Annotated in this window: 21 protein-coding genes and 2 pseudogenes; 9 read left to right on the forward strand and 14 right to left on the reverse strand. The window is 56.9% G+C overall.

Features of this window, described 5'->3' with window-relative positions; translation table 11 throughout:
- From FHT97_RS28485 to FHT97_RS28495, 3 genes and pseudogenes are all read right to left on the reverse strand, one after another.
- Nucleotides 1–95: pseudogene (locus FHT97_RS28485) on the reverse strand (IS5/IS1182 family transposase); the annotation flags it as partial.
- Nucleotides 96–122: 27 nt separating this feature from the next.
- Nucleotides 123–452, reverse strand: coding sequence for a TCP-1/cpn60 chaperonin family protein (locus FHT97_RS28490; RefSeq protein ID WP_281412096.1), 330 nt, complete (start codon nucleotides 450–452; stop codon nucleotides 123–125).
- Nucleotides 453–683: 231 nt separating this feature from the next.
- The gene (locus FHT97_RS28495) at nucleotides 684–1,013 is read right to left on the reverse strand and encodes a c-type cytochrome (protein ID WP_310503156.1); all 330 of its coding nucleotides are present in this window, start codon (nucleotides 1,011–1,013) and stop codon (nucleotides 684–686) included.
- Between the two features lie 582 nt (nucleotides 1,014–1,595).
- Between FHT97_RS28495 and FHT97_RS28505 the strand changes: the two genes are divergently transcribed.
- Nucleotides 1,596–2,426: a universal stress protein gene (locus FHT97_RS28505; protein ID WP_183864910.1), complete on the forward strand. Its 831-nt coding sequence runs from the start codon at nucleotides 1,596–1,598 to the stop codon at nucleotides 2,424–2,426.
- 55 nt (nucleotides 2,427–2,481) lie between these two features.
- Here the strand turns inward: FHT97_RS28505 and FHT97_RS28510 are convergent, their stop codons facing one another.
- The 3 genes and pseudogenes from FHT97_RS28510 to FHT97_RS31235 all read right to left on the reverse strand — a co-directional run.
- Nucleotides 2,482–4,389 carry a PAS domain-containing sensor histidine kinase gene (locus tag FHT97_RS28510; RefSeq protein WP_183864911.1) on the reverse strand — a complete coding sequence of 636 codons (1,908 nt, stop codon included), beginning with the start codon at nucleotides 4,387–4,389 and terminating at the stop codon, nucleotides 2,482–2,484.
- 13 nt (nucleotides 4,390–4,402) lie between these two features.
- On the reverse strand, nucleotides 4,403–5,134 hold the full coding sequence (locus FHT97_RS28515) for a Crp/Fnr family transcriptional regulator (protein WP_183864912.1): 732 nt from the start codon (nucleotides 5,132–5,134) through the stop codon (nucleotides 4,403–4,405).
- A 133-nt stretch (nucleotides 5,135–5,267) separates the two neighbouring features.
- Nucleotides 5,268–5,576: pseudogene (locus tag FHT97_RS31235) on the reverse strand (hypothetical protein); the annotation flags it as partial.
- 210 nt (nucleotides 5,577–5,786) lie between these two features.
- On the opposite strand from FHT97_RS31235, the gene FHT97_RS28520 reads away from it, so the two are divergent.
- On the forward strand, nucleotides 5,787–6,023 hold the full coding sequence (locus FHT97_RS28520) for a hypothetical protein (RefSeq protein WP_183864913.1): 237 nt from the start codon (nucleotides 5,787–5,789) through the stop codon (nucleotides 6,021–6,023).
- 760 nt (nucleotides 6,024–6,783) lie between these two features.
- Here FHT97_RS28520 and FHT97_RS28525 read toward each other — a convergent pair.
- The 4 genes from FHT97_RS28525 to FHT97_RS28540 all read right to left on the reverse strand — a co-directional run bounded on the left by FHT97_RS28525 (nucleotide 6,784) and on the right by FHT97_RS28540 (nucleotide 11,621).
- Entirely contained in the window at nucleotides 6,784–7,434 is a 651-nt protein-coding gene (locus tag FHT97_RS28525) for a BON domain-containing protein (RefSeq protein WP_183864914.1), read from the reverse strand.
- 690 nt (nucleotides 7,435–8,124) lie between these two features.
- Nucleotides 8,125–8,475 carry a hypothetical protein gene (locus FHT97_RS28530; protein WP_259131391.1) on the reverse strand — a complete coding sequence of 117 codons (351 nt, stop codon included), beginning with the start codon at nucleotides 8,473–8,475 and terminating at the stop codon, nucleotides 8,125–8,127.
- A 45-nt stretch (nucleotides 8,476–8,520) separates the two neighbouring features.
- Nucleotides 8,521–9,192 carry a hypothetical protein gene (locus tag FHT97_RS28535; protein WP_183864915.1) on the reverse strand — a complete coding sequence of 224 codons (672 nt, stop codon included), beginning with the start codon at nucleotides 9,190–9,192 and terminating at the stop codon, nucleotides 8,521–8,523.
- Nucleotides 9,189–11,621, reverse strand: coding sequence for an arylsulfatase (locus FHT97_RS28540; protein ID WP_183864916.1), 2,433 nt, complete (start codon nucleotides 11,619–11,621; stop codon nucleotides 9,189–9,191). The genes FHT97_RS28535 and FHT97_RS28540 overlap by 4 nt, the downstream gene beginning before the upstream one ends.
- A gap of 790 nt (nucleotides 11,622–12,411) precedes the next feature.
- Here FHT97_RS28540 and FHT97_RS28545 point away from each other — a divergent pair.
- A complete protein-coding gene (locus FHT97_RS28545; RefSeq protein ID WP_183864917.1) occupies nucleotides 12,412–13,059 on the forward strand; it encodes a BON domain-containing protein in 648 nt (215 codons plus the stop codon).
- A gap of 363 nt (nucleotides 13,060–13,422) precedes the next feature.
- On the opposite strand, the gene FHT97_RS28550 is transcribed toward FHT97_RS28545, so the two are convergent.
- The 3 genes from FHT97_RS28550 to FHT97_RS28560 all read right to left on the reverse strand — a co-directional run bounded on the left by FHT97_RS28550 (nucleotide 13,423) and on the right by FHT97_RS28560 (nucleotide 15,314).
- Nucleotides 13,423–13,632 (reverse strand): hypothetical protein, encoded by a 210-nt coding sequence (locus tag FHT97_RS28550; RefSeq protein WP_183864918.1) that lies wholly within the window; start codon nucleotides 13,630–13,632, stop codon nucleotides 13,423–13,425.
- Between the two features lie 313 nt (nucleotides 13,633–13,945).
- Nucleotides 13,946–14,332: a response regulator gene (locus FHT97_RS28555; RefSeq protein WP_183864919.1), complete on the reverse strand. Its 387-nt coding sequence runs from the start codon at nucleotides 14,330–14,332 to the stop codon at nucleotides 13,946–13,948.
- Between the two features lie 307 nt (nucleotides 14,333–14,639).
- Nucleotides 14,640–15,314 carry a hypothetical protein gene (locus tag FHT97_RS28560; RefSeq protein WP_183864920.1) on the reverse strand — a complete coding sequence of 225 codons (675 nt, stop codon included), beginning with the start codon at nucleotides 15,312–15,314 and terminating at the stop codon, nucleotides 14,640–14,642.
- A 543-nt stretch (nucleotides 15,315–15,857) separates the two neighbouring features.
- Between FHT97_RS28560 and FHT97_RS28565 the strand changes: the two genes are divergently transcribed.
- Nucleotides 15,858–16,511: an AAA family ATPase gene (locus FHT97_RS28565; RefSeq protein WP_183864921.1), complete on the forward strand. Its 654-nt coding sequence runs from the start codon at nucleotides 15,858–15,860 to the stop codon at nucleotides 16,509–16,511.
- 65 nt (nucleotides 16,512–16,576) lie between these two features.
- On the opposite strand, the gene FHT97_RS31240 is transcribed toward FHT97_RS28565, so the two are convergent.
- Nucleotides 16,577–17,062, reverse strand: coding sequence for a hypothetical protein (locus FHT97_RS31240; protein ID WP_246712830.1), 486 nt, complete (start codon nucleotides 17,060–17,062; stop codon nucleotides 16,577–16,579).
- Between the two features lie 704 nt (nucleotides 17,063–17,766).
- Between FHT97_RS31240 and FHT97_RS28575 the strand changes: the two genes are divergently transcribed.
- From FHT97_RS28575 to FHT97_RS28595, 5 genes are all read left to right on the forward strand, one after another.
- Entirely contained in the window at nucleotides 17,767–18,051 is a 285-nt protein-coding gene (locus FHT97_RS28575) for a nodulation protein (protein WP_183864922.1), read from the forward strand.
- A 385-nt stretch (nucleotides 18,052–18,436) separates the two neighbouring features.
- Nucleotides 18,437–18,682, forward strand: a complete 246-nt coding sequence (locus tag FHT97_RS28580) for a hypothetical protein (protein ID WP_183864923.1) — start codon at nucleotides 18,437–18,439, stop codon at nucleotides 18,680–18,682.
- Between the two features lie 289 nt (nucleotides 18,683–18,971).
- A complete protein-coding gene (locus FHT97_RS28585; RefSeq protein WP_183864924.1) occupies nucleotides 18,972–19,337 on the forward strand; it encodes a hypothetical protein in 366 nt (121 codons plus the stop codon).
- Nucleotides 19,338–19,709: 372 nt separating this feature from the next.
- Nucleotides 19,710–22,334, forward strand: a complete 2,625-nt coding sequence (gene mgtA, locus FHT97_RS28590) for a magnesium-translocating P-type ATPase (RefSeq protein WP_183864925.1) — start codon at nucleotides 19,710–19,712, stop codon at nucleotides 22,332–22,334.
- Between the two features lie 7 nt (nucleotides 22,335–22,341).
- On the forward strand, nucleotides 22,342–23,064 hold the full coding sequence (locus FHT97_RS28595) for a CBS domain-containing protein (protein WP_183864926.1): 723 nt from the start codon (nucleotides 22,342–22,344) through the stop codon (nucleotides 23,062–23,064).
- Nucleotides 23,065–23,247: the final 183 nt, after the last annotated feature.

Raw genomic sequence — 23,247 nt, forward strand, 5'->3', positions numbered from 1 at the left:
TCATCGACACGAGGAACGCCGCGAGGCTTGTTCGGCAGTAGGGACGAAATGATTGACCACTCGTGGTCGGTGAGTTCGTAGCGGCGGCGTGTCATCATAGCTCCTAATTCGGAAGCCTTGAATCACGCCGAACGCAATACGCCAAGAGAATTTATGAGTTTACGGCCTAGAACTGTCGACGTGCTGGTTCCGTCCCCAACGACCTCACCGGTCTTTTCCGCCGCCGAGCGTAGCATTCTGGCGCCCAAATTTTCTTCTGGATCCTTCAGGTCGAATTCTTTTGCGATGGTGACACCGTCGTTACATACAATCGGAGCCCCCCACTTCTTCTCAATGAGCACCGACTTCGACCGAGGGCCTAGCGTGATCCGCACCGCGTCGGCCAGTCTGCTTGCGCCTTGCAAAACCTTGCCTCGAGCTTCGGAATGGAAAAGAACCTGTTTGTGCGGCATGGAAAATCTCCTCGATTGTCCCCATACAATGACTGGCACATCGCGTACCAATGACTCGAATTGCCGCCAATGAAATTGATCCACCTCAAACGCCTTGTTTCATTTGCCAGCACTGAGTTTCTAAGTCGTCGGCCCGCCGAGCGGTGATCGCGCGCGGTTGGATATCCCAGTCGTTTGGTCAGTGCCTTCTGATTGAAGCGTAGCTACGCATTGCGGCAAGCAATGGGGCAATCAGCGACCATGGGCCTTGATGTACGCAACGAGATCCGCGATCTCGGACCGCGTCAGGGAAAAATTTGGCATACGAGAATTATGCTGGGCTGCGAGGAAGGTCGAAAGTGACTGATCATCGAAACGGTCCGACCGCCGGATTTGCGCGAAGGTCGGGATTTGATCGCTGCCTTGCTGCTGCTGCGGAGAGACGACGTGACATCCAGTGCACCAACGTTCGGCAATCTTTTGGCCATTCCCGCGATCGGCAGCCACACTCCCGCCCACGCACGCTGCCAAGAGCGTCGCTGAAGCGATAAAACATGTCTGTGCGGATCCTGACAACATCATTCCCTCGCTCTAGGTTAAACTCACCTGATCGCGTCCCTGGCACAGCAAACTTTGGCGTGTCGCGGTCAATGGCCATTGCGCAGATGAAGTCATCGAAAGCCTCTTATTGATTGACGCGATGATACTGGAGAGTTGTTCAGGTGCCTTGATCTTCGTCAATGTCTGGAGCGAGACGCTATGTGTGCGGCGGTATCCGCGCGACTGCAGACGGATCCCGGCTTTCCTCCTCAGTGGTCGAGATCTCGGTCAAGGAAGGGTTCGTGACACTGAACGGAAAAGTTGACACCCCTCTTGACCGGGATGCTGCAAGGGTCGCAGCGGAAGCATTCCCGGCGTAAGAGGCGTCTCGACCAATATCAACATCGGCCACCACATGAGAGGTCGGATCGGGCCAGCGCCCTGAATTGACAGTTGTCAACAAGCCCACTTCGATTCTGGATCGCCTCCGAACACACAGTTTCAGGCCAGGATCCGGATCACAGCTGCTGCGGGAACGTTCTTGAAATCCCATTTTGACGGACATCAATGACCCGTTCACAAGATACGGTAAGTTCTTAGCTATCCAAGAAGGAGTTCGGAGCCATGAGCATAAATACCGTCATGTGCGTCTTTAGCGTCGACGAATGGGAAACGGACGTTAAGACAGCTATCGAGTTCTGCGAGACCCAAGGCGCCCACCTGAATGCGGTCGTAATATGCATGTGCGCAGTTCCGCCAGTTGCGGTCTATCCTGTGACGACGACGTGGCTCGACGAACAACAAAAGGAAATTGATCGCCTTTCTGAAGCGGCAACAGCAATTCGCGAAGTTCTGGAACGGTCTGACTTGTCATTCGACATTCAAGAAATTTACACCGAGTTTGCATGGGCAGATCACGACATTGCCCAACATGCCCTCTATGCTGATATCATTCTGGTTGGCCCGGAGGCTGCCGGCAACGCGGCACTACAGCGGCGGATTATCGACGGCGCCCTATTCCAGTCGCCGACACCAATTCTCCTAAACCCTCGCCGGCAGGCAGTAAGCTCTTTCCCCTCCTCGGTCTTGCTCGCCTGGGATTCGAGTGATGAGGCAGCGCGTGCCACACGCCAGTCAATGGAGTTCCTGAAGGGATGTGAGGCGGTGCATGTAACGATGGTCGATCCGGTCGCTCGACGCTATGCGAATGGTGAGGAACCTGGAGTCGAGATCGCCACGTTTCTTTCACGGCACGGTATAAAAGCCGAGGTCGACCGAATTGCGAGCGGACATCTCAGCGTAGATACGGCCTTGCGCCAGCACGCCGTCGATGTCGGCGCCGACATGGTGGTCATGGGCGCCTATAACCACCCGCGACTTAAGCAGCGACTGTTCGGCGGCGTCACCCGTTCGATGTTAAAGAGTTGCCCTGTCCCGCTGTTCTTGGCACGCTAGTAAGCAATCGCCTAACTGAGACGGCCGGGAGGACCTCAAAAAACGGACGGCACCGTCAATTGAGAAGTTGGCGCAGTCGGCTCGAAAGCTCCTGCGCTGTATATGGCTTCTTAAGCCAGCTGGATATGGGCAGGGAACGTTTTGCTATACTCGGCTCTGCGTATCCGGATGTGAATAGCACTTTGAGGTCAGGCCTGTATAGCGTGGCCTGACGCGCAAGCTCGTCACCGGTCATTCCGCCCGGCATGACGATATCGGTAAATAGCAGATCGATCGGCTCGGTGCTTGAGAGCAGTTCGAGTGCACGCGTGGCATCAGGAGCTTCCAGAACTGAATAGCCAGCATTCACCAGCCGCGCGACGACGACCCGCCTTACACGCTCGTCATCCTCCACCACCAGAATGTGCTCGCTTCCGCCAGCCGCGTCTTCGCCGCCCGATGTCTTTCCCAACTGTGGAGTGACTTCAGCACCCACGGCAGGCAGATAAATTCTGACTGTTGTTCCCTTGTCCAGTTCACTGTAGAGCTGGATGTGTCCACCGAGCTGCTTCACAAAGCCATAGACCATGCTGAGGCCAAGGCCAGTCCCCGCGCCGATCCCCTTAGTGGTGAAGAAAGGCTCAAATGCGCGGTTCTTTACTTCCTCGCTCATTCCTTCTCCCGTGTCCGTCACTGCGACGAGAATATAGTTGCCGGGCTTCACTTCCGGATACATCTGTGCGTAGTCCGCATCGAGTTCAACCCGTGAGATGTCGAGCGTGAGACTACCACCACCCGGCATCGCATCTCGAGCGTTCAAAGCCAGGTTGAGCAAGGCGGCCTGAAGCTGTGACTTGTCCACCATGGCCATATGCTTGCTGCCCCTGATACTCGTTCGAAGCTCGATCGTTTCGCCCAGCGATCGTCTCAGGAGCTCAGAAAAACCCGACACAAGTGAACCGACATCGGTACTCTCCGGCTCGAGCGGCTGACGCCGACCGAAGGAGAGCAGCTGGCTCGTCAACTTTGCTCCGTCGTGTACGGCATCCTGAGCCTCGCGAAGCAGTTCGTGCTGGTAGTCGCCTTCCAACAGCGACTCGAGCATTTCGAGATTGCCACTGATCACCGTTAGGAGATTATTGAAGTCGTGAGCCAAACCTCCGGTCAACTGCCCTACGGCCTCCATCTTCTGAGACTGTCTAAGCTCTTCCTCGATGCGCTGCCGGCCGGTCAAGTCGCGAACAAATCCAGTAAATATTCGTGTTTCGTTCGAAACCGCTTCGCCGACCGCCAACTCCATCGGAAACAATGATCCATCCTTCTTGCGGCCCTTGACCACTCGCCCAAGACCGATGATCCTGCCTCTACCGGTGCGAAGGTAATCGGCGATGTACCTGTCGTGTTCCTCTCGGAAGGGCGATGGCATCAGCATGCGAACGTTGCGGCCGATGACTTCGCGAGAGCTGTAGCCGAACAATTTTTCTGCCGCACTGCTGAACGAGGTGATGGATCCGGACTCGTCGACCACGACCATTGAATCCGGGACTGTGTCCAGGATAGATCGAAGGTGCGCTTCGCGTTCGGCGAGATCGTCCTGGATTTTTCTGGTCTCCGAAACATCCGTATTCGTCTGAATGACCACCGGTGAAGAGGACTTCGCGTCGAAAACGACCCATCGCGTCGCGATCGTCATCGGGTGGCCATCCTTGTGACGATGCACAATGTCGCCTTCCCACGATAAGCCGGCAAATACGTCCCGGCGGATGTCTTCGATCGGCCGCGGCAGCTTCGTACGAAGCAGCCGGTGAACGACTTGCCCCACCGCCTCGGCACGCTTCCAACCATAAAGCCGCTCGCTACCGGACGTCCAGTGACTGATAACCCCATCCACGCCATGAATGATCACGCTCGTGTCATCGAATACGCGAGCAATGACATCGAGATCCTGCGCCGGAGCGAACGGAACGGTGGCATCCACTGGCATCGTGCCTTACCTTTCAATGACGGCAGCACCTTAGAGTATCATTGAGCTCATTATCGACGTCAGCATCGCCCTCTCCAGCCCGCAGTACAAGCGCCGACTTCTTCAATACGCGTATTTCGTGTCTTCGACCCGTCGAGAGAATGCCTTGTCCAGCCAGTTTCGTAACGGTCCGCGAGACCGTTTCAATCGTCAGACCGAGGTAGTCAGCAATATCCAGCCGGGTCATCGGGAGGCTGATCACGTCCCTGGCAAAACCCAGAGACGTGCTCTTGTGTAACTGGGCCAAGAGGAAGCTGCAAAGCCGTTCTTCCGCACTCTTGCAGGACAACAGGACCATCTGATCCTGCGCGGCGGCGACCTCGTCACAGAGTTGTGAGAGAAGTATGGGTCGCAGGTCAGGACGAGCCAGGAGTTGCTGGTCGAACGCCACTTTCGTCTGGCGCTGAAAGTGGACGTCGTCCAACGCCTCTGCACTGTAAAGATAGCGGTTCTTAAAAGAGACGCCCACGATGTCTCCCTTGGTCAAAAAGCCCGTGATCACACGACGTCCATCGTGAAGTTGCCGGCAGACGCGCAGATTTCCCTCGCGGATGGCAAAGAGATGCAGGGCGCGATCGCCTTCAAAAAAGACGATCTGACCAGCCGTTGCGTGCTCCAGGGGACTGCGGTCAAATAGTGTGGCCAGCGTGCAGGGCTCGCGTATCGCCGCAGCTTCCTGAAACAACGGTCTTATATTCGCCAGCATGATTTGCTCCCTCCAATCATGAGGCTGCAGTAAACAATGCTAGCGTTACGGCCGGATGCCTTTTCGGTGCCAGTTTGTCTAAGTTTTGTAACAATCTGTGACATATTGAGGACAGCGGACGTGGTGTTATCTTCTATACTACCCTGCGTCCTTTTTTAGCTTTTCGTTCCCGAACGATCAGTCCATCGCAGCGAGGCGCAAGCCGTGGTTGTGGGTGACGTTTGACGACGTTGTACCCTCTTCACGATTGTCTGCATCAACTCGAATACGTCGCTCGCCGCGCGAGTATCAACATTGCCTGTAGGCTCGCCAGCGAGAACCAGCGATGGCTCCATGGCGAGCGCTCGGGCAATCGCCACCTTGTTAACAGCCGCCCGACATCGCGACAATCGTCTCGCCATCTGGAAAGGCCAACCCAATCAAAAAGCTCGTCTACGCGCCGCGGCTGTCGCGCGTAGCGATGCAAGAGAGCGAGCGCGAACGCACCGAGGCCGGCCTCCAAGAGCGACCTGGCAAAGCCAAGAACGCCGCGCTGGTGTAACCGGCCCATGGCAGAATGAAAATTGCCTTCCGGCAGGAATGATTTGACATCGGTCAAAGTCTTTCTGGCAGATCAGCAATTAAGGTACGTCCGATATCCGGAGGAGCGTCGATGACCCTGCCTGCCCTAACATCGTCGGAGCTGAAAACACTATCGGTCGCCGTGCAGAACTGGTATCGCCACTACTGCGTACCCCTCGATACATCGGTATCTTGCCTCGTATGCGTGGCGGCGATTGAGATTTACCATCGCGGCGTCGTCAATGTTGACGATATTTCCGGGATCCTTATTGCGCGGCTTTCACCAGGGTCTGCCGCTACCCAAGCCGTTTCCGACACCATACACTAAGGGCTCGGCACGTTCGGCCAAGCCGCCAATGGACACTGGTTCCGTTCCAGGGCGTACTCGGCCGAGGCCAGCATTGCTGTTCTAGTCGATCTGCTTTGCCATTCGACCAGAAACATCATCCTGAAGATTCCATGGAAAAGATGCGGAGAGATATGCGCCGGTGGAACCTCGTCTAGCTTCAGCGAACCCATCTCCCACCAGTTTCTGTGCGCCGCAACAAAGTCCGTGCGTGGAGGTCGGCAAATTCCTGGCAACGTCCTTCAAGCACGACGCGTCGCGGGCATCGTTTCGATGGCCAGTCTTCCACTTGAAGGCAAACTTTGGGGTTCCGTCTCATCGAGTCGACTTTGCGCATTGAAAGACCCTAAAAGCGACGCTCGCCTCAAACGCGAAATAAACAGGAACGACGTAGGGCTGTTTTCATTACTACAAGCCAAGAGACCGAAGTGCGCACTTTTCAGCATGTCCAGGCATTCTCTATATGTCAGTTTTCCTAGGGCCGTCGACATTGCGATCGCTCCCGTTCACGGTCCATCTTTGATCGATCTTTGCAGGTGAAAGTCGGACCGGGCCACGTCGCTGGTCGGACGATACATAAGGACGCTGATGACCGCAGCGATCATCACAATGAGTACTAGCAGCAACGCATGGTCAATGAAGAGCCAACGTAGCAATTTCAAGCCATCCCGAGCGTGCATTGCAACCCCACCAATTCCAGCAGGGCTAGTTTCGGCCGTATTAATTTCTGTTGGCTCCTCCATCAACCGCGGACCGCGAGATTGTTGGTCACGCTTACGACGCCCGGAATCGACCAGGCCGCCCGTTCCGCGGCAGTCCGTTCCCGCCAACCCGTGACGCCGCCCTTCAGGGTCACGTTGCCATCCAGGACGGCGACTTCGACACGTTCCGCCTCGACGTCGGCATTGCGTTTGAGCGCCCCTTCAATGCGCTTCTTCACATCGGGGATTGAGGCGGAAGGTTTGATCGAGAGGACGTTCGTCACACCCACAACACCGCCGAGCTTCATAACCGCCCGCTCTGCCGCAACCCGCTGGAAATGCCACTGGACCTCGCCAGTCAGCGTCACCCAACCCTTCTGAACTTTCACGCCGATCGCGCCATTCGGCAAGAGCGCATCCCATTCGATGATATCCAGCGCGCGCGCCGCGATCTCGTCGTCTGCATGTCGCTTGTGGCCCTGGAACCTGACTTCAAGCGTCTCGGCGAGGGCACGCACGCCTTTGACCCGCTTTACCGCCATTTCTGCGGCGATCTTTTCGGCATAGCTACCGACATGGCCGGAAAGTGTGACGACGCCCTCTTCAACCGCGACGCCGATATTGGCCGCATCTATGCTCGGGTCGAATACGAGTTCGTCGATGATATTTTGGCGTAAGGCGAGATCGTTCATGACATTCCTCCATTGAACAATACTCATCGAGGGCAAGCCTCACGTTTTATGATCCTCTCACTTTCACCGCACTACATTGCGTTTGATCAAATCATCAAAAATAGCGCCTCAGCGAGCATCTGTGCAGCATTATGTGCCCGGAACCCGGTGCATGAAATCAGAGACTTACATGGCCGCGCGGACAATTTTCCGGTGCGCTGAGCAGCCCCTTCTCAAATGGTCGAACCAGACAGAGCTCTTTGTTGGTTCCCCTCGCTATGGTGGTACGCCCGCGACAATTGTCATGCAGGACGTCACGTCGATCGGGATATCGTTCAGGATGGTTCCAGTTCAAACAACATCATGCGGGGGCTTGCCGATGACCTCTTTGATGCTGGATGCCGCTGACGAACGCAGGCGTGATCTCGACAAGAAGATAGCCGAACCATGTCGCGTGACCTCGGGCCTTTGAGCGACGAGCGCGTGCTCGAACCAGGACAATTGGCAGCGCAACTGTCAGCTGGTGCATGGGTAAGCCCTTGCCCCAAGAACGTAGGTCGTCAGGTGCCGCGTCCGCTCAGGATCTCATTCTCGGCCATTGCGCAAGCGCATGATGGTGGGCCCGTTTTTTGAAGCCCAACATGTCTAAATCTCGTGCAAAATAGCGCCACGCGGCGGCAAATGGCTCCTCACAGCCTCCTCATGCACACCTCAGGAGACCCGACCCTCTTGCCAAGCATGCACCAGCAGGGCCGACAGGACAGCGTGCAGGACGACTGCTGGCCAAAGCAGAACGCCCATTGGTCCGTGAGCGAGACCGAGATAGGCGAGGTACAGCGTCACGATCGTGCTGTAGAAGAGCATGCCTTCGAGGGGCCGACCCCGCCAGCAGGCGATCCCCAGTCCGATCAGCGCCATGCCAGCGACGCGCGCGGCGGCGACCGCGACGCCCACCAGCGCCTCCCCAAGCAGCAACTCACCGACGAGCGCGGGAATTGCGACCAACGCGAGACCGGTCACGATTTCACCGATGGCCGCGACAGCAATTGTGTGGTTGGTCACGCCGATCCTCCTCTCTGACACTCCGGTCAGGACGACGCTTCAGCACTAACATGGCGGCAGCGGATAATAGCCGCAGCCCGACGGAGGATAATAGGGTCGATAATAGGGGCGGTCGTAGGTGGCTGCGGCGGCGCCGGCGGCGGCCGCACCGTACCAGGCTCCCCGATACGCAGTGCGACGCGCCACGCCCGCAAAGGACATCGGCGTTCTCGGCATGCCAATGATGTCGATGAAGATCGATGCCGGGCCATTTGCTTCGGCAAGGTTGCCCTCCAGCACATCCACCTTGAACGTCAGGTTCGTGCCTTCGAGCTTCGGTTCCTTCAGAACGACGACGGCGTCCTCGACGCCGGACGCGTCCTTGTTCAGCACCGAGACGGTGGCGTTCGGCGGATCCTTTTCGAAGCTACCGCCCTGAGCCCACTCTTCCAGCAAGTGCGCGGTGAGCGCATGGCCGGCGGAGCGGACCGGCCGGTCGGCAAACAGAATTGAGTTGCTGGAAACGCTCGTCAGAGTCAGCGTGTCGCCCTTTAGGGTCGCGCCATCGGAATTCATCACGATCAGAGAGGGGACGAGTTCGGTCTTCTGTGTGCTCGATGTGCCGATGGACTTCGTCGCCGGAGCGGTGATGGCGTTTTCGGCTATTACTGTCGACGATGTGAGAACGCCGAGCGTCGCAGCGACCGCAAGGGTGCTGAAGGTGTGTTTGAGGCTCATTGGTTGCTCCTCCCTAGCTCGAACACTAGCTTGTCGATCTTGCCGGTGAACTTGAACGGCGTATCATAGCGATACTCCACGAGCGCGACGCCTGTGCGCGTGTCCTGGCCGACGTCGAAGGTCTCGTCCTCCGGGAACGTCACCGGGATGCCGTGTTCCAGCGAGTTGCGAGCTACTTCTTGTCCGTCAACGGAGAGGATGCCCATACCGCCTGTACCAAGATTGGTACCGTCCGCCTTGTAGTCGAAGGTGATCCGGTGCTTGCCTGCTTCCAGCTCGGGCCCTTCCCACATGGTCCGCTTCAGGTCGAGCAAGTTGTAGAGGAACACCACCTTGCCTCGTCCGACGCCAAAGTCGCCCTTGCTCAGGAACAGGCCGTAGCCGCCGAAGCGACCACCCTCCGTGACGATCATGCCCTCTCCACCGCCCTCGGGAATGTCGACATCGGCGGTGATAGTATAGGATTTGTTCCTGATGTCGGGCGCCGCACTCGCAGGGACGCCACTCAGTTCGCCCGAATAGGAGAACTCGGTGCGCCCCGCCGTAAGGTTTGGGCGCGGCGTGTTCCAGCGAGCAAGTGTCGAGTTGTCGAGCGGCAACACATTGTACTTCTTTGCCTCGGCGTAGAAGAGGTCCTGCATCTGCTTCAGCTTCTCTGGCATGGCAGCCGCAAGGTCGTTGGCCTGGGTTGGATCATCCACTACGTTGTAGAGTTCCCAGTCGTAGCCGGTGATGACGTCAGGCGGCGTCTTGGTGCTGAGTTCCCACGGCAGCGTGGCCGGTGTCGTGGCAGCCACCCAACCGTCGTGATAGATGGCGCGGTTGCCGAGCATCTCGAAATATTGCGTGTCATGCCGGGTGGGGGCGTTCGCGTTGGCCTTGTCCCAGGTGTAGACCATGCTCACACCTTCGATCGGGCTCTGCGGAATGCCGTTGATCATGTCCGGCGCCGGAATGCTCGCTGCCTCAAGTATGGTCGGCACGATGTCAATGACGTGATGGAACTGGCGCCTTACACCGCCGGCATCAGTGATATGGCCGGGCCACGACATGACGACGCCCTGCGACGTTCCTCCGAAATGCGAGGGTACCTGGTTGACCCACTTGAACGGCGTATCCATCGCCCAGGCCCAGCCGGCAGCATAGTGCGGGAAGGTTCGTTCCGAACCCCAGAATGGATACCAGAGGAACTGGTCCTTGACCGGCACCGAGACACCGTTGAAGGTAGTGAACTCGTTCGGAGTGCCGTTGACCATTCCCTCAGCGCTCGCGCCATTGTCGCCGCCGATGTAGATGATCAGCGTGTTATCGAGTTCGCCGAGATCATCAACCGCCTGGACGACGCGTCCGATCTCGTGGTCGGCATAGGCGAGATAGGCACCGTAGATATCCGCCTGCCGGGTGAACAGTTTCTTCTCCTCGAAACTTAGTGAATCCCATTGCGGCAGGCCATCTGGCCAGGGCGTAAGCCTGGCGTCCTGAGGCATGATGCCGAGCCGCTTCTGGTTGGCAAAGATCGTTTCGCGCACCTTGTTCCAGCCATCGTCAAACAAGTGCATATCGCTGATCTTCTTGATCCATTCCGGCGTCGGATGGTGGGGCGCATGGGTGGCGCCCGGCACATAGTAGACGAGCCATGGCTTGCCGGGGGCAATCTCCTTCAATTGCTTGATGTAGCCGATCGCTTCATCCGCCATTGCCGTCTCCAGGTTCCAGCCGGGATTGCCGTCGAAGGGGTAGATTGCCGTCGTGTTGCGGTACAGGTTCGGTTGCCACTGACTGGCATCGCCGCCGACGAAGCCGTAGAAGTAGTCGAAGCCCATGCCATTCGGCCACTGGTTGAAGGGGCCGGCTTGGCTTGACTGGTAGGACGGCGTGTTGTGGTTCTTGCCAAACCACGACGTGGCGTATCCGTTCTCCTTCAGGATGGTGCCGATGGTGCCCTTCTCGATCGGGATAATGGAATCGTAGCCGGGAAAGCCTGTCGCGATTTCACCCACGACGCCGAAGCCGACCGAATGATGGTTGCGCCCGGTAATCAGCGCAGCCCGCGTCGGTGAACAGAGCGACGTGGAGTGGAAATTCGTGAAGCGAAGCCCCTCCTTGGCAATACGATCCATCGTCGGCGTGGGAATAACGCCGCCGAAGGTGCTGGGCGCTCCGAACCCCTGGTCATCCGTCATGATGAGCAGCACGTTGGGCGCACCCTTGGGTGGCACGACGCGTGGGGCCCACCATGGCGTCGATTCGGATGCCTTCTGGTTGATCACGCCACCGAATTTCGGGTCAGGTGGCGGCAACTGCTGTCCGGTAATCGTTGTCGTCGCGCCTGGCGAACCCAGCGTTCCGGTGACCTGCTGAGTCAGTCCCGTTGTGCATCCGAGACCAACCAAACCCGCACATACAAGCAAACTGCGAACGATTGTCATCTCGGCAGCTCCCCTCAAGCGTCACAACCGGATTTCTCGCACACAATATTTTAGGGACCGCTAAACTAGCATGCAGGCGGGCCCGCGTCGAGCGATGCTTGTGTTACCCTACAGCGTACGTCTTGCGCCAAAGACAAGCCTCTGCGGCTCGTTCCGTATTCCAATCGATCAAGGATAGGGTCTGCGGAGCGGCTGCTAAAGGTATGAAACGCGTAGATAGATTGGAATGGCTAGCGTGTCCGTCTTGCCCAGACCTTACTGCTTCGATCATCCTTCAGTGATCGGATGCTCCCCTCGTCGCGCTGCTATGGGAGACCCTTCTACACCCGCTAAACACGATGGGAAACCTCGATACATGACGGTCACCGTCCCCCGACTAACGACTAAGTTCCCGCAGGATGGCGCGCGTCAGTTCCCCGCTTCCGAAGATGACATACCGTTTCTGCGCCGCGTTCAGGTCGACAGTCTAGCCCAAGCAATGCAACACCCTTCTATCGCGTGGGTGTCGTTCTTGATCTCCGCAATTCGGTGGCCTAGGTGCTCCGCCTCGCAAAGAAATCGACCCTCTTCTTCAGAAGTCCGGAGATTGCATGTTCGAAGGTTTCGGTTCCGGCTAACCGAGTGCTTACGCACTCTTCTACCAAATAGCGCCTGAAGACAGACCACCTAAAATATAGCTACATGATGCCTCACATGTGAAAACAAGAATGTTGCACTTTGCGGCATGTCAAAGTTCGTCTTCGCGGTTGCTTTTAAGATTAGAACGTCGAACCGTAGAAGGAGGCTTCCCATGACAGATGTATTTCTGCGGCAATTTGTGTTAGACGAGCTCGAATTCGAGCCGAGCATAAACGCAGCACATATTGGTGTTACGGCCGAAGGTGGCGTCGTCACGCTCACCGGACACGTTGCAACCTATGCTGAAAAGGATGCCGCCGAACGTGCGGCGCGGCGCGTGACAGGTGTACATGCCATCGCTCAGGAAATAGAAGTTCGCCCCTACGGCACACACATCACGGCCGATGACGAGATTGCCAGACGTGCAGTCAGTACGCTCTCATGGCGCACGACGGTTCCAAGGGACGCGGTTAATGTAAGGGTACAGAATGGCTGGGTGACCCTCGAAGGCAAGGTTGAATGGCAGTATCAACGGAAAGCGGCAGCAGATTCCATTCGCGATCTCGCCGGTGTCGTTGGGATCTCCAACCTTATAACCGTCGCTCCACGGGCAACATCCGGTGACGTCAAACGACGGATCGAAGAAGCGTTCCGACGGGACGCGGAACTTGAGGCCCGAGCTATTCGAGTAAACGTCCTTGATGGCAAGGTCACTCTTGATGGAACAGTCAAACGTTTATCCGAGCGCAAGGCCGCCGAGAACGCTGCTTGGTCGGCCGCCGGCGTGAAGTCGGTGGAGGATCATCTTCGCATTGGCTAATGCGTCAGGGAATTCGGGGTATTGCCGTAAAGCATCGCGCCCCGTTTCCTGCCCCATAATCACAGAATATTAATACTGCAATCACGCCAATTCGAGCGTGAAGGCGATGCATCAAACCGTACCCTTTGCTGGCATGCCTTCTCCGGTGGCGCCAACAAAAAAATCTCGCCGTCTCTAACCGAAACTCCTTTTTACACGGACCAAAAGAAGCCACAGCGACTTGATGCCCTCGCCGTCCTTGGCGCCATCCTTGTAGACGGAATAGAAGTGACCACAGGGTGAAATTTTCGAGTTGGCAATTTCGTTGTCCCGCGCCTGGTAGCGATGCCGAACGCACCCGTCGCCGGTATTGCGGATGTCCTTTCAGATCAATCGCAGCCCGGAAAGTGCCGGACCCGGTGTGTTGCACATCATGTAGATAAGCTTGTCTCGGTAGCTTCCCTCCGTTTCCGCTGCCGTGAAATGACCGTCGACCACGAAATCATGTAGTTCGATGAAGCTGTGATTGATTTCAATAGCCCGTAGGCTCCCACCGCCATTGACCACAGAGGCACCGGCGCCTCGAATGACCACGGGCTTTCCCGTCTCGCCTGGACGAACAGACCTGATGTCTTGCAGGCAGAGCCCGGGAGCCAGGATAATGGTATCCCCCACTTTGGCCGTCGCAAGCGCTCGCTGGATGGTCAGCCACTCATCTTTTCCGTCGGATTATGGACCGCATTGATCGTTGCCGCCTCGGTGAAGCGGGCCTCCCGCCAGCGTCGCAAAGGTGAAAAGTCCCAATAAGCCCGGTCTTTGGGGCGATCTCGCTCCTGTGAGGATCGAGTTTCCTCGGTAGCTGGTCAGTCCGGTCCGTGAACGGTCCTGTCTGTGCCGACGAAACCCGCTATTGCCACGTCACTTTGCGCTCGGCCACCAAGATGGCCAGTTCCACTGCGAGTTCTTCGATGCTGAAAGGCTTCAAAAGACGCCGAACCCTGCAAAAACGGTCGGGAATGCCGCTTTCATTGCCGGCTGTAGCAAATACGAACGGCACCCGTGCTTGATCCAGCCTGTCTGCAACGGGGTATACCAGATCGCTACCGAGATGGATGTCCAGGACGGCGATATCGATATTTCTAGCCTCCAGGTTCAACAGGCTGCTTTCCAGATCAGGAAATGGGCCGATCACCTCGCTGCCCTGGTCTTCAAGCGCAAGGGTTACATTGCTTGCCTGTAAGTAGTCGTCTTCGACCACAAGAACACGCTTGCCGACTAGGTCGATGAAATTCATCTGGCGCTCCCCGGTCCGAACGAAATCGCCGTATGCATGAGTATCGACTTTATGCCTCGATGCAGGCACGAGCCTGAACGTTAAGTATGTTCATCTTTTGACAAGTTTGTCCGTCGGCTTTTCCGCGCCGGGACACGTTCGTCAAGCACGGCGCGGAAGCCTGGCATAGGCATGATGTCTGATCCCAGCCACCAGGCTTCCGCCCATCCTCTCAAGAGGACAGCTTCATATTAGGCTGCACTCACGTGAGCGCCAAGTTGGACTAAGGTCCATGCAATCAGCAACGCCTTGTTGACCAGGTTTCCCTTTATTCGTCTGGAGTTTCCGGAGCGGAAGTCTCCAGCGAACCTCGGATCTGGTCGATCTTCCCGTCCGCTTCGCCAACGCCGAGGATTGCCTTTGCCTGGTCAAGAACGGCAGGGCTGACTTGCCCTGTCTTCGTTGCGGATGCCAGAGCATCCTCCAAGGCCTCGTCACCCAAGATCGGGTCATCGACCGACGGCTCAGTTCCGTTATCGATCTCATACTGGGCATAGGCAACCGCGTAGGCCGCAATCGCGGTCATCTTCGGGTCAGACGTGTGCAGATAGGCCTTGTAGTTCCGTTTCAGCGAGTTGAGACCAGCAAGCTGTGCGGCAGTGTTTTTCTCCTGGGTAGCAGTGGTTGGCTTGTCAGCTTTTGCGGACTGCGATTTCCTACCAGCGTCACTGAAAGACTTACTCGCGTTGCCCTGAGATTTCGCGTTGCCATGAGTTGAAGCCCCGCTCTTGCTGCCGCTGTCTCCGTGTGTGCCGTTATTTCCCCGGCTACCGCTGCTTCCGTGGCTGCCGCCACTGCTGCCACCACCGTTTCCACCCCCGTTCCCGCCGCCGTTTCCGCCGCCTTTTGCCATCGCAACGGTGTCGAACCCACCAACGGCAAGCGGGAACGTTGCAACAGCGAGGGTGAGTACCGCCGTGGAGGCCAATGTGGTGATGCGCATCGTCTGGTCCAATCAATATATGCGAGTAAAATCGCGTGCTTCGCTTGTTTAAGATGATGACAATCTAAACGGTGGTTATTGATTGCACATCGGACTGAGGTCCTATCTGGATCGGACAATGGTCCTGTTTTGCCTTCTATCGTGACAATGCCGGACTCAAAGCATTCCCGCCCGGGATACTCCAAGAAACAGGTCGAGCGCTGGCTGGAGGGCATTCGCCGCCTCGCCCGCGAACTGGAGTCCGCATAACAGAGTAACGCCCGGCGTGGCTTGCCGGGCGCGGAAGGAAACAAGAGTAACATTGGGTCCGCTCAATATAGCCCTTCCGCCGCCCACCCTACAAGCCCGCCGGTAACGCCTTCGAAAGGCGGACCGCATGCAAGGCAGGTATTGATATGCGCGGCGGGGCGCTCCATCCCCGCCAAAAATGCCCCATTGCCGGGGCCGCTCTCTCCCGCCGAATCTCAAAGCGTTGCCTTTTTGGAAATATTTCCCCGCTAACCGCGCATAGTCGCTCGTGCCGCCACCAAAGGAGGCGCGCCGATGGCCGATGACGGAAGCGGCATTGTTCAGTTCCCGGTTACGATGCGGGAATTCACGTTCGGCCCGCGCGAGGCGATACGGCGCCGCGAATGGCTCATCCCCGGCCTTGCCATGAAAAAGCATATCTCCGAGTTGGTCGCTCAGACGTCTACGGGAAAGACGAGCTTTACCGTGGCCCTCGGCATGCTCGCAGCCTGTGGGCGTCAGTTCGGGCCATTCAAGCCGCGCCGAAAATTGCGGATTGCAGCCGTCTGCGCCGAGGAGGACTACGAGGAAGCATACAGGAGGGTCGGGGCGACAGCCGATTGCTTCGATATCGAGCCTAGAAGGGATTTCGCGGATGGCACCTTCAAATACGTCCAGTTCGCGAATTCTCCGCCCCTTGCCATTGCCGACAAGCGCGGCAAGGGATCACCGACAAGGGCCGCCGATCCCCGTCGGCCCCGGACTGATCTGCGTTCACGGATCGATGAACCACGAGGCCTTGCAAATGAGGCTCGATTATATCGCCAGCGATCCGCGCCCGGAACGCGAGAAGGAGCGGAAATGGCTTTGCCGCTGTTTGGAGCGGGGCCAATGACGCTGTGGGCGGCTGGCCGCCATGCTCGCCGCCCTCCATTTCGGGATAGGATTAAACGCCATGTCCCCAGGTAGCGATATCATTGCCGACCTTGCCGAGCGCCGCCGATCAACGCCGCGCTGTTAGATGGATCGCACGACTAACGCGGTTGGCCCTTGGCCCCATCAGGCGGAGAAACGACGCGCTCCTCAAACGGTGCCGCGATGGCCGAAGAAATGGAGCGCGCGATTGCTGCCTCTACGTCAAGCATGCTTCGGCCATTCAGGTTGATGTTGTAGTCGCCGGACCATACGACGGCGCGGTCAGCCTGCCGCACGAGCCGGGCGAGTGATCGCAGGTCGTCTCCTTCGCGCTGGAGAGTTCCTTGCAGCAAATACACCGCACTGTCTTCGTTCGCCGCGCCATCTAGCACCGCAACTTTTGTGAACTTGCTGAGGTTGACGATAATGGAATTCCGCAGGCCGTTAAGATCGGGGGCTGAAAGCTTGCTGTCGCTATCGGATCTGAATTGCTCAACATAAATTGTCGACCTGCCACCAACCATCACGGGTTCTTTCAAGGCTGGGTTGTCCCGCTCTGCAAATGACGCAAGCACGACCGCAGCAAGAACGATTAGTCCCGCCACGACCAGAATCCATCGGAGAATTCTGCTTTCCCGTTTTGGCGGCTCGGACGCTTGCACGAGCGATGGCTCGGAAGCGGGTGCGGCAGAATCCACCTGCCGTTCACCTGCGACGTCTTCGATACCGGACACGCTCCCGGAGAACGTCATTGAAGGGGCGTACCCGCCGCGCGGAACCGTTATCAACACCTCGTCCGCCGCGCCCGCCGTAAGATAATATCGTTCGAGCGCGCTGCGGAGTTGGCTTGCTGCATCCTGACGCAAGGGTCGTTCTGTGGATTGAAATTGACCCCCCGTTCAAAAACGGCTTGTGCGATGGTGAAGGCCTTCAGATGGCTCGCTCGTCCCTCCAGTTTTTCGTGGACTATAAACTCCAAGAACCTCCGCCCTCGATCCGGTATGACAAAGTCAGAACTCGATAGGATCCGATCGAGCTGTTTAAGAACCTCAACAGGCGATGGTTCGGCGTGTACGCTTGGAGTGTGAATTCTCATCGGGTCCGCCTTCCGATAAAATACAACTAGAGGCGCAAGGGAACAGGCCACGGTAGCCGCGAAAAAGTGTCCCGAATTAACAATGCTAACCCACCCAAAAGGTTCAGCTAATTCAGCAGCCCCTCATTTGAGGCGGAGATAGAGCATACGGTAAGTTACTTCTTTAAAGGGCATCGCGGCGCTACCCTTGGCAGTGGGGTCGAGGGATTGCTAATGGCTAGCGATCAAGAGGAGATCGAGGGTAGTCGCGGTAACGCGCAATCTGGATTACGACGGTTGATGCTCAAGCTGCCTCAACACCGCGCAAGACTGGCGACATTGGCTGGACCTCTTGTCCCGGCGCGTCTGCGCGATCTGTTCGAGATATATGATGAGGCGTGTATTGCGCTCGATGGCTTTAGGCGCAGTTCCGGGAGTGAACTTATTATCGAGGAATACGAGAGTGTCTGCGCCGAACTCGAAGCCGATGTCGTGCGGGAACTCGCAAGAAGATACTGACATGCGAAGCGTCGCACCACGAATGGCGAGGCCAGACAAACGAAAGGCTCCAGAGGGATTTCACTTCTCGGAGCCTTACGTTGGATCGCTCGTGGTTCTAGCTTTTCGCTTCCGTCGCTTTCACGCCTTGGCTTGAGCTTGGAACGCTGCGAATGACCTTCAATAATATTGCTACTAAAGAAACCTGAAATCAAGCCAGCATGGCTGACCTATCTGCAGCTAATAGGCGTTGCGCATAATCTGTATTGAGTTGGATCCTCCTTGCTCGCAATCTGTGCGAGATTCGCTATCAATCGAGGGAGGGTCGCGTGGGTCGTGTCTTCCGATCACGCTGGATGAAAGAGGGCTGCGGCTATCAATCGTTGTCGGCTACGCCGGTGCCGCCTTGCATGCTTGGACGGTGTGGAACCGCTTTCGGGATGCCTATGATCGCTCCATCAAGAAGGAAGTTACCTATCGGTGCGCCGCCCACCTAAGCGATGCACAGCTTCGGCCTTACATGAACGAGATGGGCAATATCAACGTTCAGAAGCTTTGCCTGACGACCGACGATTCCTACGTCGCGCCCTATGAACTCCAAGCGGTGCGCGATGGCACCATGGACTTCAAGCCCTACGCTCAGGGATGTTGAATTGGCGCCCCGTCCGCCCGTGAAAAGCAATTATGTTATCTTTCCGAGCTGACATCGATCGCCGGTCTCGGCCTAAACCGGGAATAGCTTGCCGTATAGGCGGGCCAGCGGGGTTGACGCCACCGCGCAAAGAGACCCCACGACATCCCTCAGACGAACCATCTGATCTCAGTCTGCCTAGAGCGGGGATGGAACTGCCGGGTGGCCACTTGCTGATTTGATCGAGCGCAATGAAATCTGATCAAAGAAAACTATCCTGTTGCAGCCTCAACGCACCTTGGAGGATACGATGAACGAACCTGGCTGGCAGGATCCGCTGATGGTCACACTTGGAGTATCGATGTTCGCGATCCAATGGTTGCTGCCATCCACGTTCGGTGACCCGATAGCAGGCGACCGATTGGCATGGGCACTCATTCTCACCGGTATTGCAATGTCGCTGATCGCGGTTGGAGGCATCCTTCTTCCGGGCCGGTGGGAGGCCCTGATCGAGTTTGCGCTCGGGATCTGGATGATGGTTCTCCCGTGGGTGGGCGACCCGTACGTCGATCCGGTCGCAGCGACCTGGATCATCGTCATCGCTGGAGCGATCACCACCATAGTATCCGGCGTCTCAGCGTTCTTTCCGGCTCCACCGCGCCGGAAGCAGGAGTAACCCATGAAGTCCATGCGTTGCGAGCAACACAAGCACTTTGGAACTAGGCCGTTCCTAGAGGTGATGAGAGGACGATCGCAAAGCCTAACCGAAAGGCGAATGGTCTGCATATTTTTCCGGACTTCATAGGTGGGTCGTCGGGATGAAGTCAAAATCGACATTCTCGACTCGACCGATGGCAGCGGACCTTGGTTTGGCGACGTCGGTGTCACCTGCGAGAGGAACGAAGACGCCGCCGAAACAAGGAAATCACGCGGGTCTTCGAACGCCGGTCGAAAATCGTTCAGGATGCAGACCATGGATAGCCGGGAAAATGAAGTCACCTAATGACGTCGAATGGCATACGCGTGAGGAACTGGAGGCTCGAGCCGCATGGCGGACCTGAGGGTGCAGGCGCGGTCTCTTAGCGCAATTCATTCCAACGGTCGTGTTTCCGATGACCTGAAGACGATCAGCGATAGTTCGCAAGAAAAGGCGTGTGAGTTGCTCCGGTCGGGCTTTTACGGCATTTCGTCTTCTGAATCTTTGCTCAGGCGCGCGCGATACGGTCCTAACCTGATCAGTCATGAGCAGCGCGCGCCGGTTCTCCGTGAAATCTGGTCGCGCGCAAATAGCCCTCTGAACGCCCTTCTGCTATCACTGTCACTCGTATCCTATTCCCTTGGAGATATCCGCGCCGCGATCGTCATATCGGCGATCGTCATTCTTTCCGTCGGCATGGCCTTCATCCAGGAACACCGCTCCAGCAACGCTGCCGCGAAGCTTCGCGCCATGGTGCGGTCCCTTGCGACCGTTCACCGTCCTGAGGGCGCGATCGACAGAACCGAGGAGATCGCTGTCGAGGATCTCGTTCCAGGTGACGTTATACAACTTTCGGCCGGTGATCTTATTCCTGCCGACGTGCGTCTTCTGACGGCGACCGACCTCTATGTGAACCAATCCGCCTTGACCGGGGAGACAATGCCTGTCGAAAAGCAGGCAATGTGTCGCCCTCATCGAATGGAAAGCCCACTGGATCGAAAAAACCTCTGCTACGTAGGATCAAACGTCGTGAGTGGGTTTGGTCGCGCGCTGGTCATCAAGACAGGTGCCAGCACATTCTTTGGAGCGTTGGCCGAAAAGGTTGTAGCGCAACAGGAGAAAACCGCTTTCGATCGTGGGATCAATCGCTTCACTTGGCTTATGATCGGCGTCACGCTCGTCCTTGCTCCCCTCGTCTTTGTCATCAATTGGGTGACCAAGGGGGACTGGCTTCAAGCCCTGCTCTTTGCGGTCGCTATCTGCGTTGGATTGACACCAGAGATGCTGCCGATGGCGGTGACCATCAATCTCGCCAAAGGTGCTTTGGCCATGGCCAGGTCGCGGGTCATCGTCAAGCGTTTGAACGCCATCCAGAATCTCGGCGCAATGGACGTCCTTTGTACAGACAAGACTGGAACGCTCACGCAAGACAAGATTATCCTGAAGCAGCACGTCGACATGCATGGGAGGGATTCACAGAAGGTCCTGCATTACGCCTATCTCAACAGTTACTTCCAGTCGGGCCTGAAAAATCTCCTCGACATTGCGGTTCTGGAGCATGGCGACGTGCACGACGCTCTTGGAGTAGACGAGCATTTCGAAAAAGTCGGGGAGATACCGTTCGATTTTTCCCGGAGACGCCTGTCGGTTATCGTTGCCGATCGGCAAGACAGGCATGTGCTGATCTGCAAAGGAGCCGTTGAGGAGATATTCAGCGTCTCGACGCACTACGAGGATGCGGGAACGATTGGAACCCTGGATGCGGGACACCTGGAGACAGCAAAGAAAGAAACTGTAGTCTTGAACAAGAGCGGCTTTCGCGTCGTCGCGGTCGCCTACAAGGAAATGCAAGCGATAAAGACGAACTACAGCGTAAAGGACGAATGCGCTATGGTGCTTCTTGGGTATATCTCTTTCCTCGATCCACCGAAGGAGAGTGCGCCAAAGGCCATCGCGGCGCTAAAAGCCAGCGGCGTACAGGTCAAAATCCTCACAGGAGACAATGAGGTCATCACGCGAAAGATCTGCGGTGACGTTGGTATCGAAGTCGAGGATGTTCTTCTTGGTCCCGACCTTGAAAAAATGGACGATCACGCGGCCAGGACCGCGGCGGCTTCAATTCATGTATTTGCAAAGCTGACACCGGCTCAAAAAGAACGCATCGTCAGTCTCCTGCAGGCAAGTGGCCGTGTCGTCGGTTTCTTAGGGGATGGAATCAATGATGGACCTGCGCTGAAGCGGGCGGATGTGGGGGTTTCCGTCGATAGCGCCGTCGACATCGCCCGTGAGTCGGCCGACATCATCTTGCTTGAGAAGAGCTTGCTGGTGTTGCGCGACGGCGTACTGGAGGGGCGAAGAGTATTTTCGAACATCACCAAGTACATCAGGATGAGCGCAAGCTCAAACTTCGGTAATATGTTCAGCGTCCTTGGGGCAAGTATTTTTCTGCCATTCATGCCCCTGACGGCAATTCAGGTCCTGACTAACAATCTGCTTTATGACATCTCTCAAACGGCCATACCTACGGACAGGGTGGACGAGGATTATGTATCCTTGCCAAGGCGATGGGACATCACCGGTGTTTTCAGATTCATGATACTGCTCGGACCGGTCAGCTCGATCTTCGACTATCTGACCTTCGCCGTCATGCTGATTTCGTTCGGAGCGTGGACCAATCCGGCACTATTCCAGACGGGGTGGTTCGTAGAATCGTTGCTCACTCAGACCTTGATCATTCATATCATCCGAACCGCGCGCATACCATTCCTTGAGAGCGTTGCCAGTCCAGCCCTTATCGTTACAAGTCTTCTCATAGCAGTGGTGGGTATTGCCTTGCCTTTCACAGGCCTCGGCGCGGCTCTCGGTTTCGTATACCTTCCGCTTCTTTACTGGCCATTGCTCGCAGTTATCCTTCTCCTCTACGCACTCCTTGCCCAATTGGTGAAGGTCTACTTTGTCCGCAGATGGGGCCCTTAAGACAGGAATGATCGTTGAAAACGCAATGACACCGTCGCCGATAACGATAGGCGAGTCCGCCACGGTCTTCGTTGCAGCGAGCCTCATGCTCCCAAATCGGATTAGCGGCCTTCCTATCGTGGACGATGACGGTGTGCTGATCGGTATGATCAGCGGAAGCGACTTCCTGAGGCGCCACGAACTCAAGACCGACCGCAGAAGATCATGGTTGCAGATTTTTCTGACAAGCCCAGGCAAAATGGCCGATGAATACGTTCGCACCCACGGCCGCCTTGTAAAGGAGGTGATGAACCCGCACCTGCTCGTCACAACTCCCACGGCAGCTCTTTCTGACGCTGTGCTCCTAATGGAGCGAAACTGCGTCAAACGGTTGCCAGTTGTTTCGGAGGGCAGACTGGTTGGCATCATTTCGCGATCCGACCTGTTGCGCGCGCTGGCGAGAACGCAAAACCTCTCCGTGCCGTCGGTCGAAGACACCACGATCCAGGATGCCGTCGAGGCCGAGCTTGCGAAGCAAACCTGGAGCAGAAACGGACTCATCCGCTGTCAGGTGAGAAACGGCATAGCCGAACTTGCCGGTACCATCTTTGACGAACGCGAGAGGCTCGCTGCCAAGGCCGCCGCCGAGAACGTACCAGGCGTGAAATCGACAACAGATCACCTGATCTGGATCGATCCCTACTACCGAGTCGCCCTGCCACCACCGGCAGGCAACGAGGAACGGATTTAATATTTGCTGTCGAGCGGGGCGCGAGGAGCCACGACTAAAAACGAACCAGGCTCCTCGCAAATGTCTCGGTATCTCATCCCCGCGACAGCGAGACTCTAGCAAAGGCGTGGTAAACAAACTCCTACTGCGCTGAGAAATCGGCGACACGGGCTGGAGCTTGGGAAAATTGCAGGGTCGCTCCGA

The sequence above is a fragment of the Rhizobium sp. BK399 genome (genome assembly GCF_014194695.1).
Taxonomy (GTDB): Bacteria; Pseudomonadota; Alphaproteobacteria; order Rhizobiales; family Rhizobiaceae; genus Rhizobium.

Excerpts from the sequence above, each read along its gene's own strand:
- FHT97_RS28540 (WP_183864916.1), bottom strand. The coding sequence starts at position 11,621 with ATGACAATCGTTCGCAGTTTGCTTGTATGTGCGGGTTTGGTTGGTCTC.
- FHT97_RS28575 (WP_183864922.1), top strand. The coding sequence starts at position 17,767 with ATGGCTAGCGATCAAGAGGAGATCGAGGGTAGTCGCGGTAACGCGCAA.
- FHT97_RS28510 (WP_183864911.1), bottom strand. The coding sequence starts at position 4,389 with ATGCCAGTGGATGCCACCGTTCCGTTCGCTCCGGCGCAGGATCTCGAT.
- mgtA (WP_183864925.1), top strand. The coding sequence starts at position 19,710 with ATGGCGGACCTGAGGGTGCAGGCGCGGTCTCTTAGCGCAATTCATTCC.
- FHT97_RS28595 (WP_183864926.1), top strand. The coding sequence starts at position 22,342 with ATGATCGTTGAAAACGCAATGACACCGTCGCCGATAACGATAGGCGAG.
- FHT97_RS28555 (WP_183864919.1), bottom strand. The coding sequence starts at position 14,332 with ATGAATTTCATCGACCTAGTCGGCAAGCGTGTTCTTGTGGTCGAAGAC.
- FHT97_RS28535 (WP_183864915.1), bottom strand. The coding sequence starts at position 9,192 with ATGAGCCTCAAACACACCTTCAGCACCCTTGCGGTCGCTGCGACGCTC.
- FHT97_RS28525 (WP_183864914.1), bottom strand. The coding sequence starts at position 7,434 with ATGAACGATCTCGCCTTACGCCAAAATATCATCGACGAACTCGTATTC.
- FHT97_RS28515 (WP_183864912.1), bottom strand. The coding sequence starts at position 5,134 with ATGCTGGCGAATATAAGACCGTTGTTTCAGGAAGCTGCGGCGATACGC.
- FHT97_RS28505 (WP_183864910.1), top strand. The coding sequence starts at position 1,596 with ATGAGCATAAATACCGTCATGTGCGTCTTTAGCGTCGACGAATGGGAA.
- FHT97_RS28520 (WP_183864913.1), top strand. The coding sequence starts at position 5,787 with ATGACCCTGCCTGCCCTAACATCGTCGGAGCTGAAAACACTATCGGTC.
- FHT97_RS28495 (WP_310503156.1), bottom strand. The coding sequence starts at position 1,013 with ATGATGTTGTCAGGATCCGCACAGACATGTTTTATCGCTTCAGCGACG.
- FHT97_RS28560 (WP_183864920.1), bottom strand. The coding sequence starts at position 15,314 with ATGCGCATCACCACATTGGCCTCCACGGCGGTACTCACCCTCGCTGTT.
- FHT97_RS28545 (WP_183864917.1), top strand. The coding sequence starts at position 12,412 with ATGACAGATGTATTTCTGCGGCAATTTGTGTTAGACGAGCTCGAATTC.
- FHT97_RS28585 (WP_183864924.1), top strand. The coding sequence starts at position 18,972 with ATGAACGAACCTGGCTGGCAGGATCCGCTGATGGTCACACTTGGAGTA.
- FHT97_RS28565 (WP_183864921.1), top strand. The coding sequence starts at position 15,858 with ATGGCCGATGACGGAAGCGGCATTGTTCAGTTCCCGGTTACGATGCGG.
- FHT97_RS28490 (WP_281412096.1), bottom strand. The coding sequence starts at position 452 with ATGCCGCACAAACAGGTTCTTTTCCATTCCGAAGCTCGAGGCAAGGTT.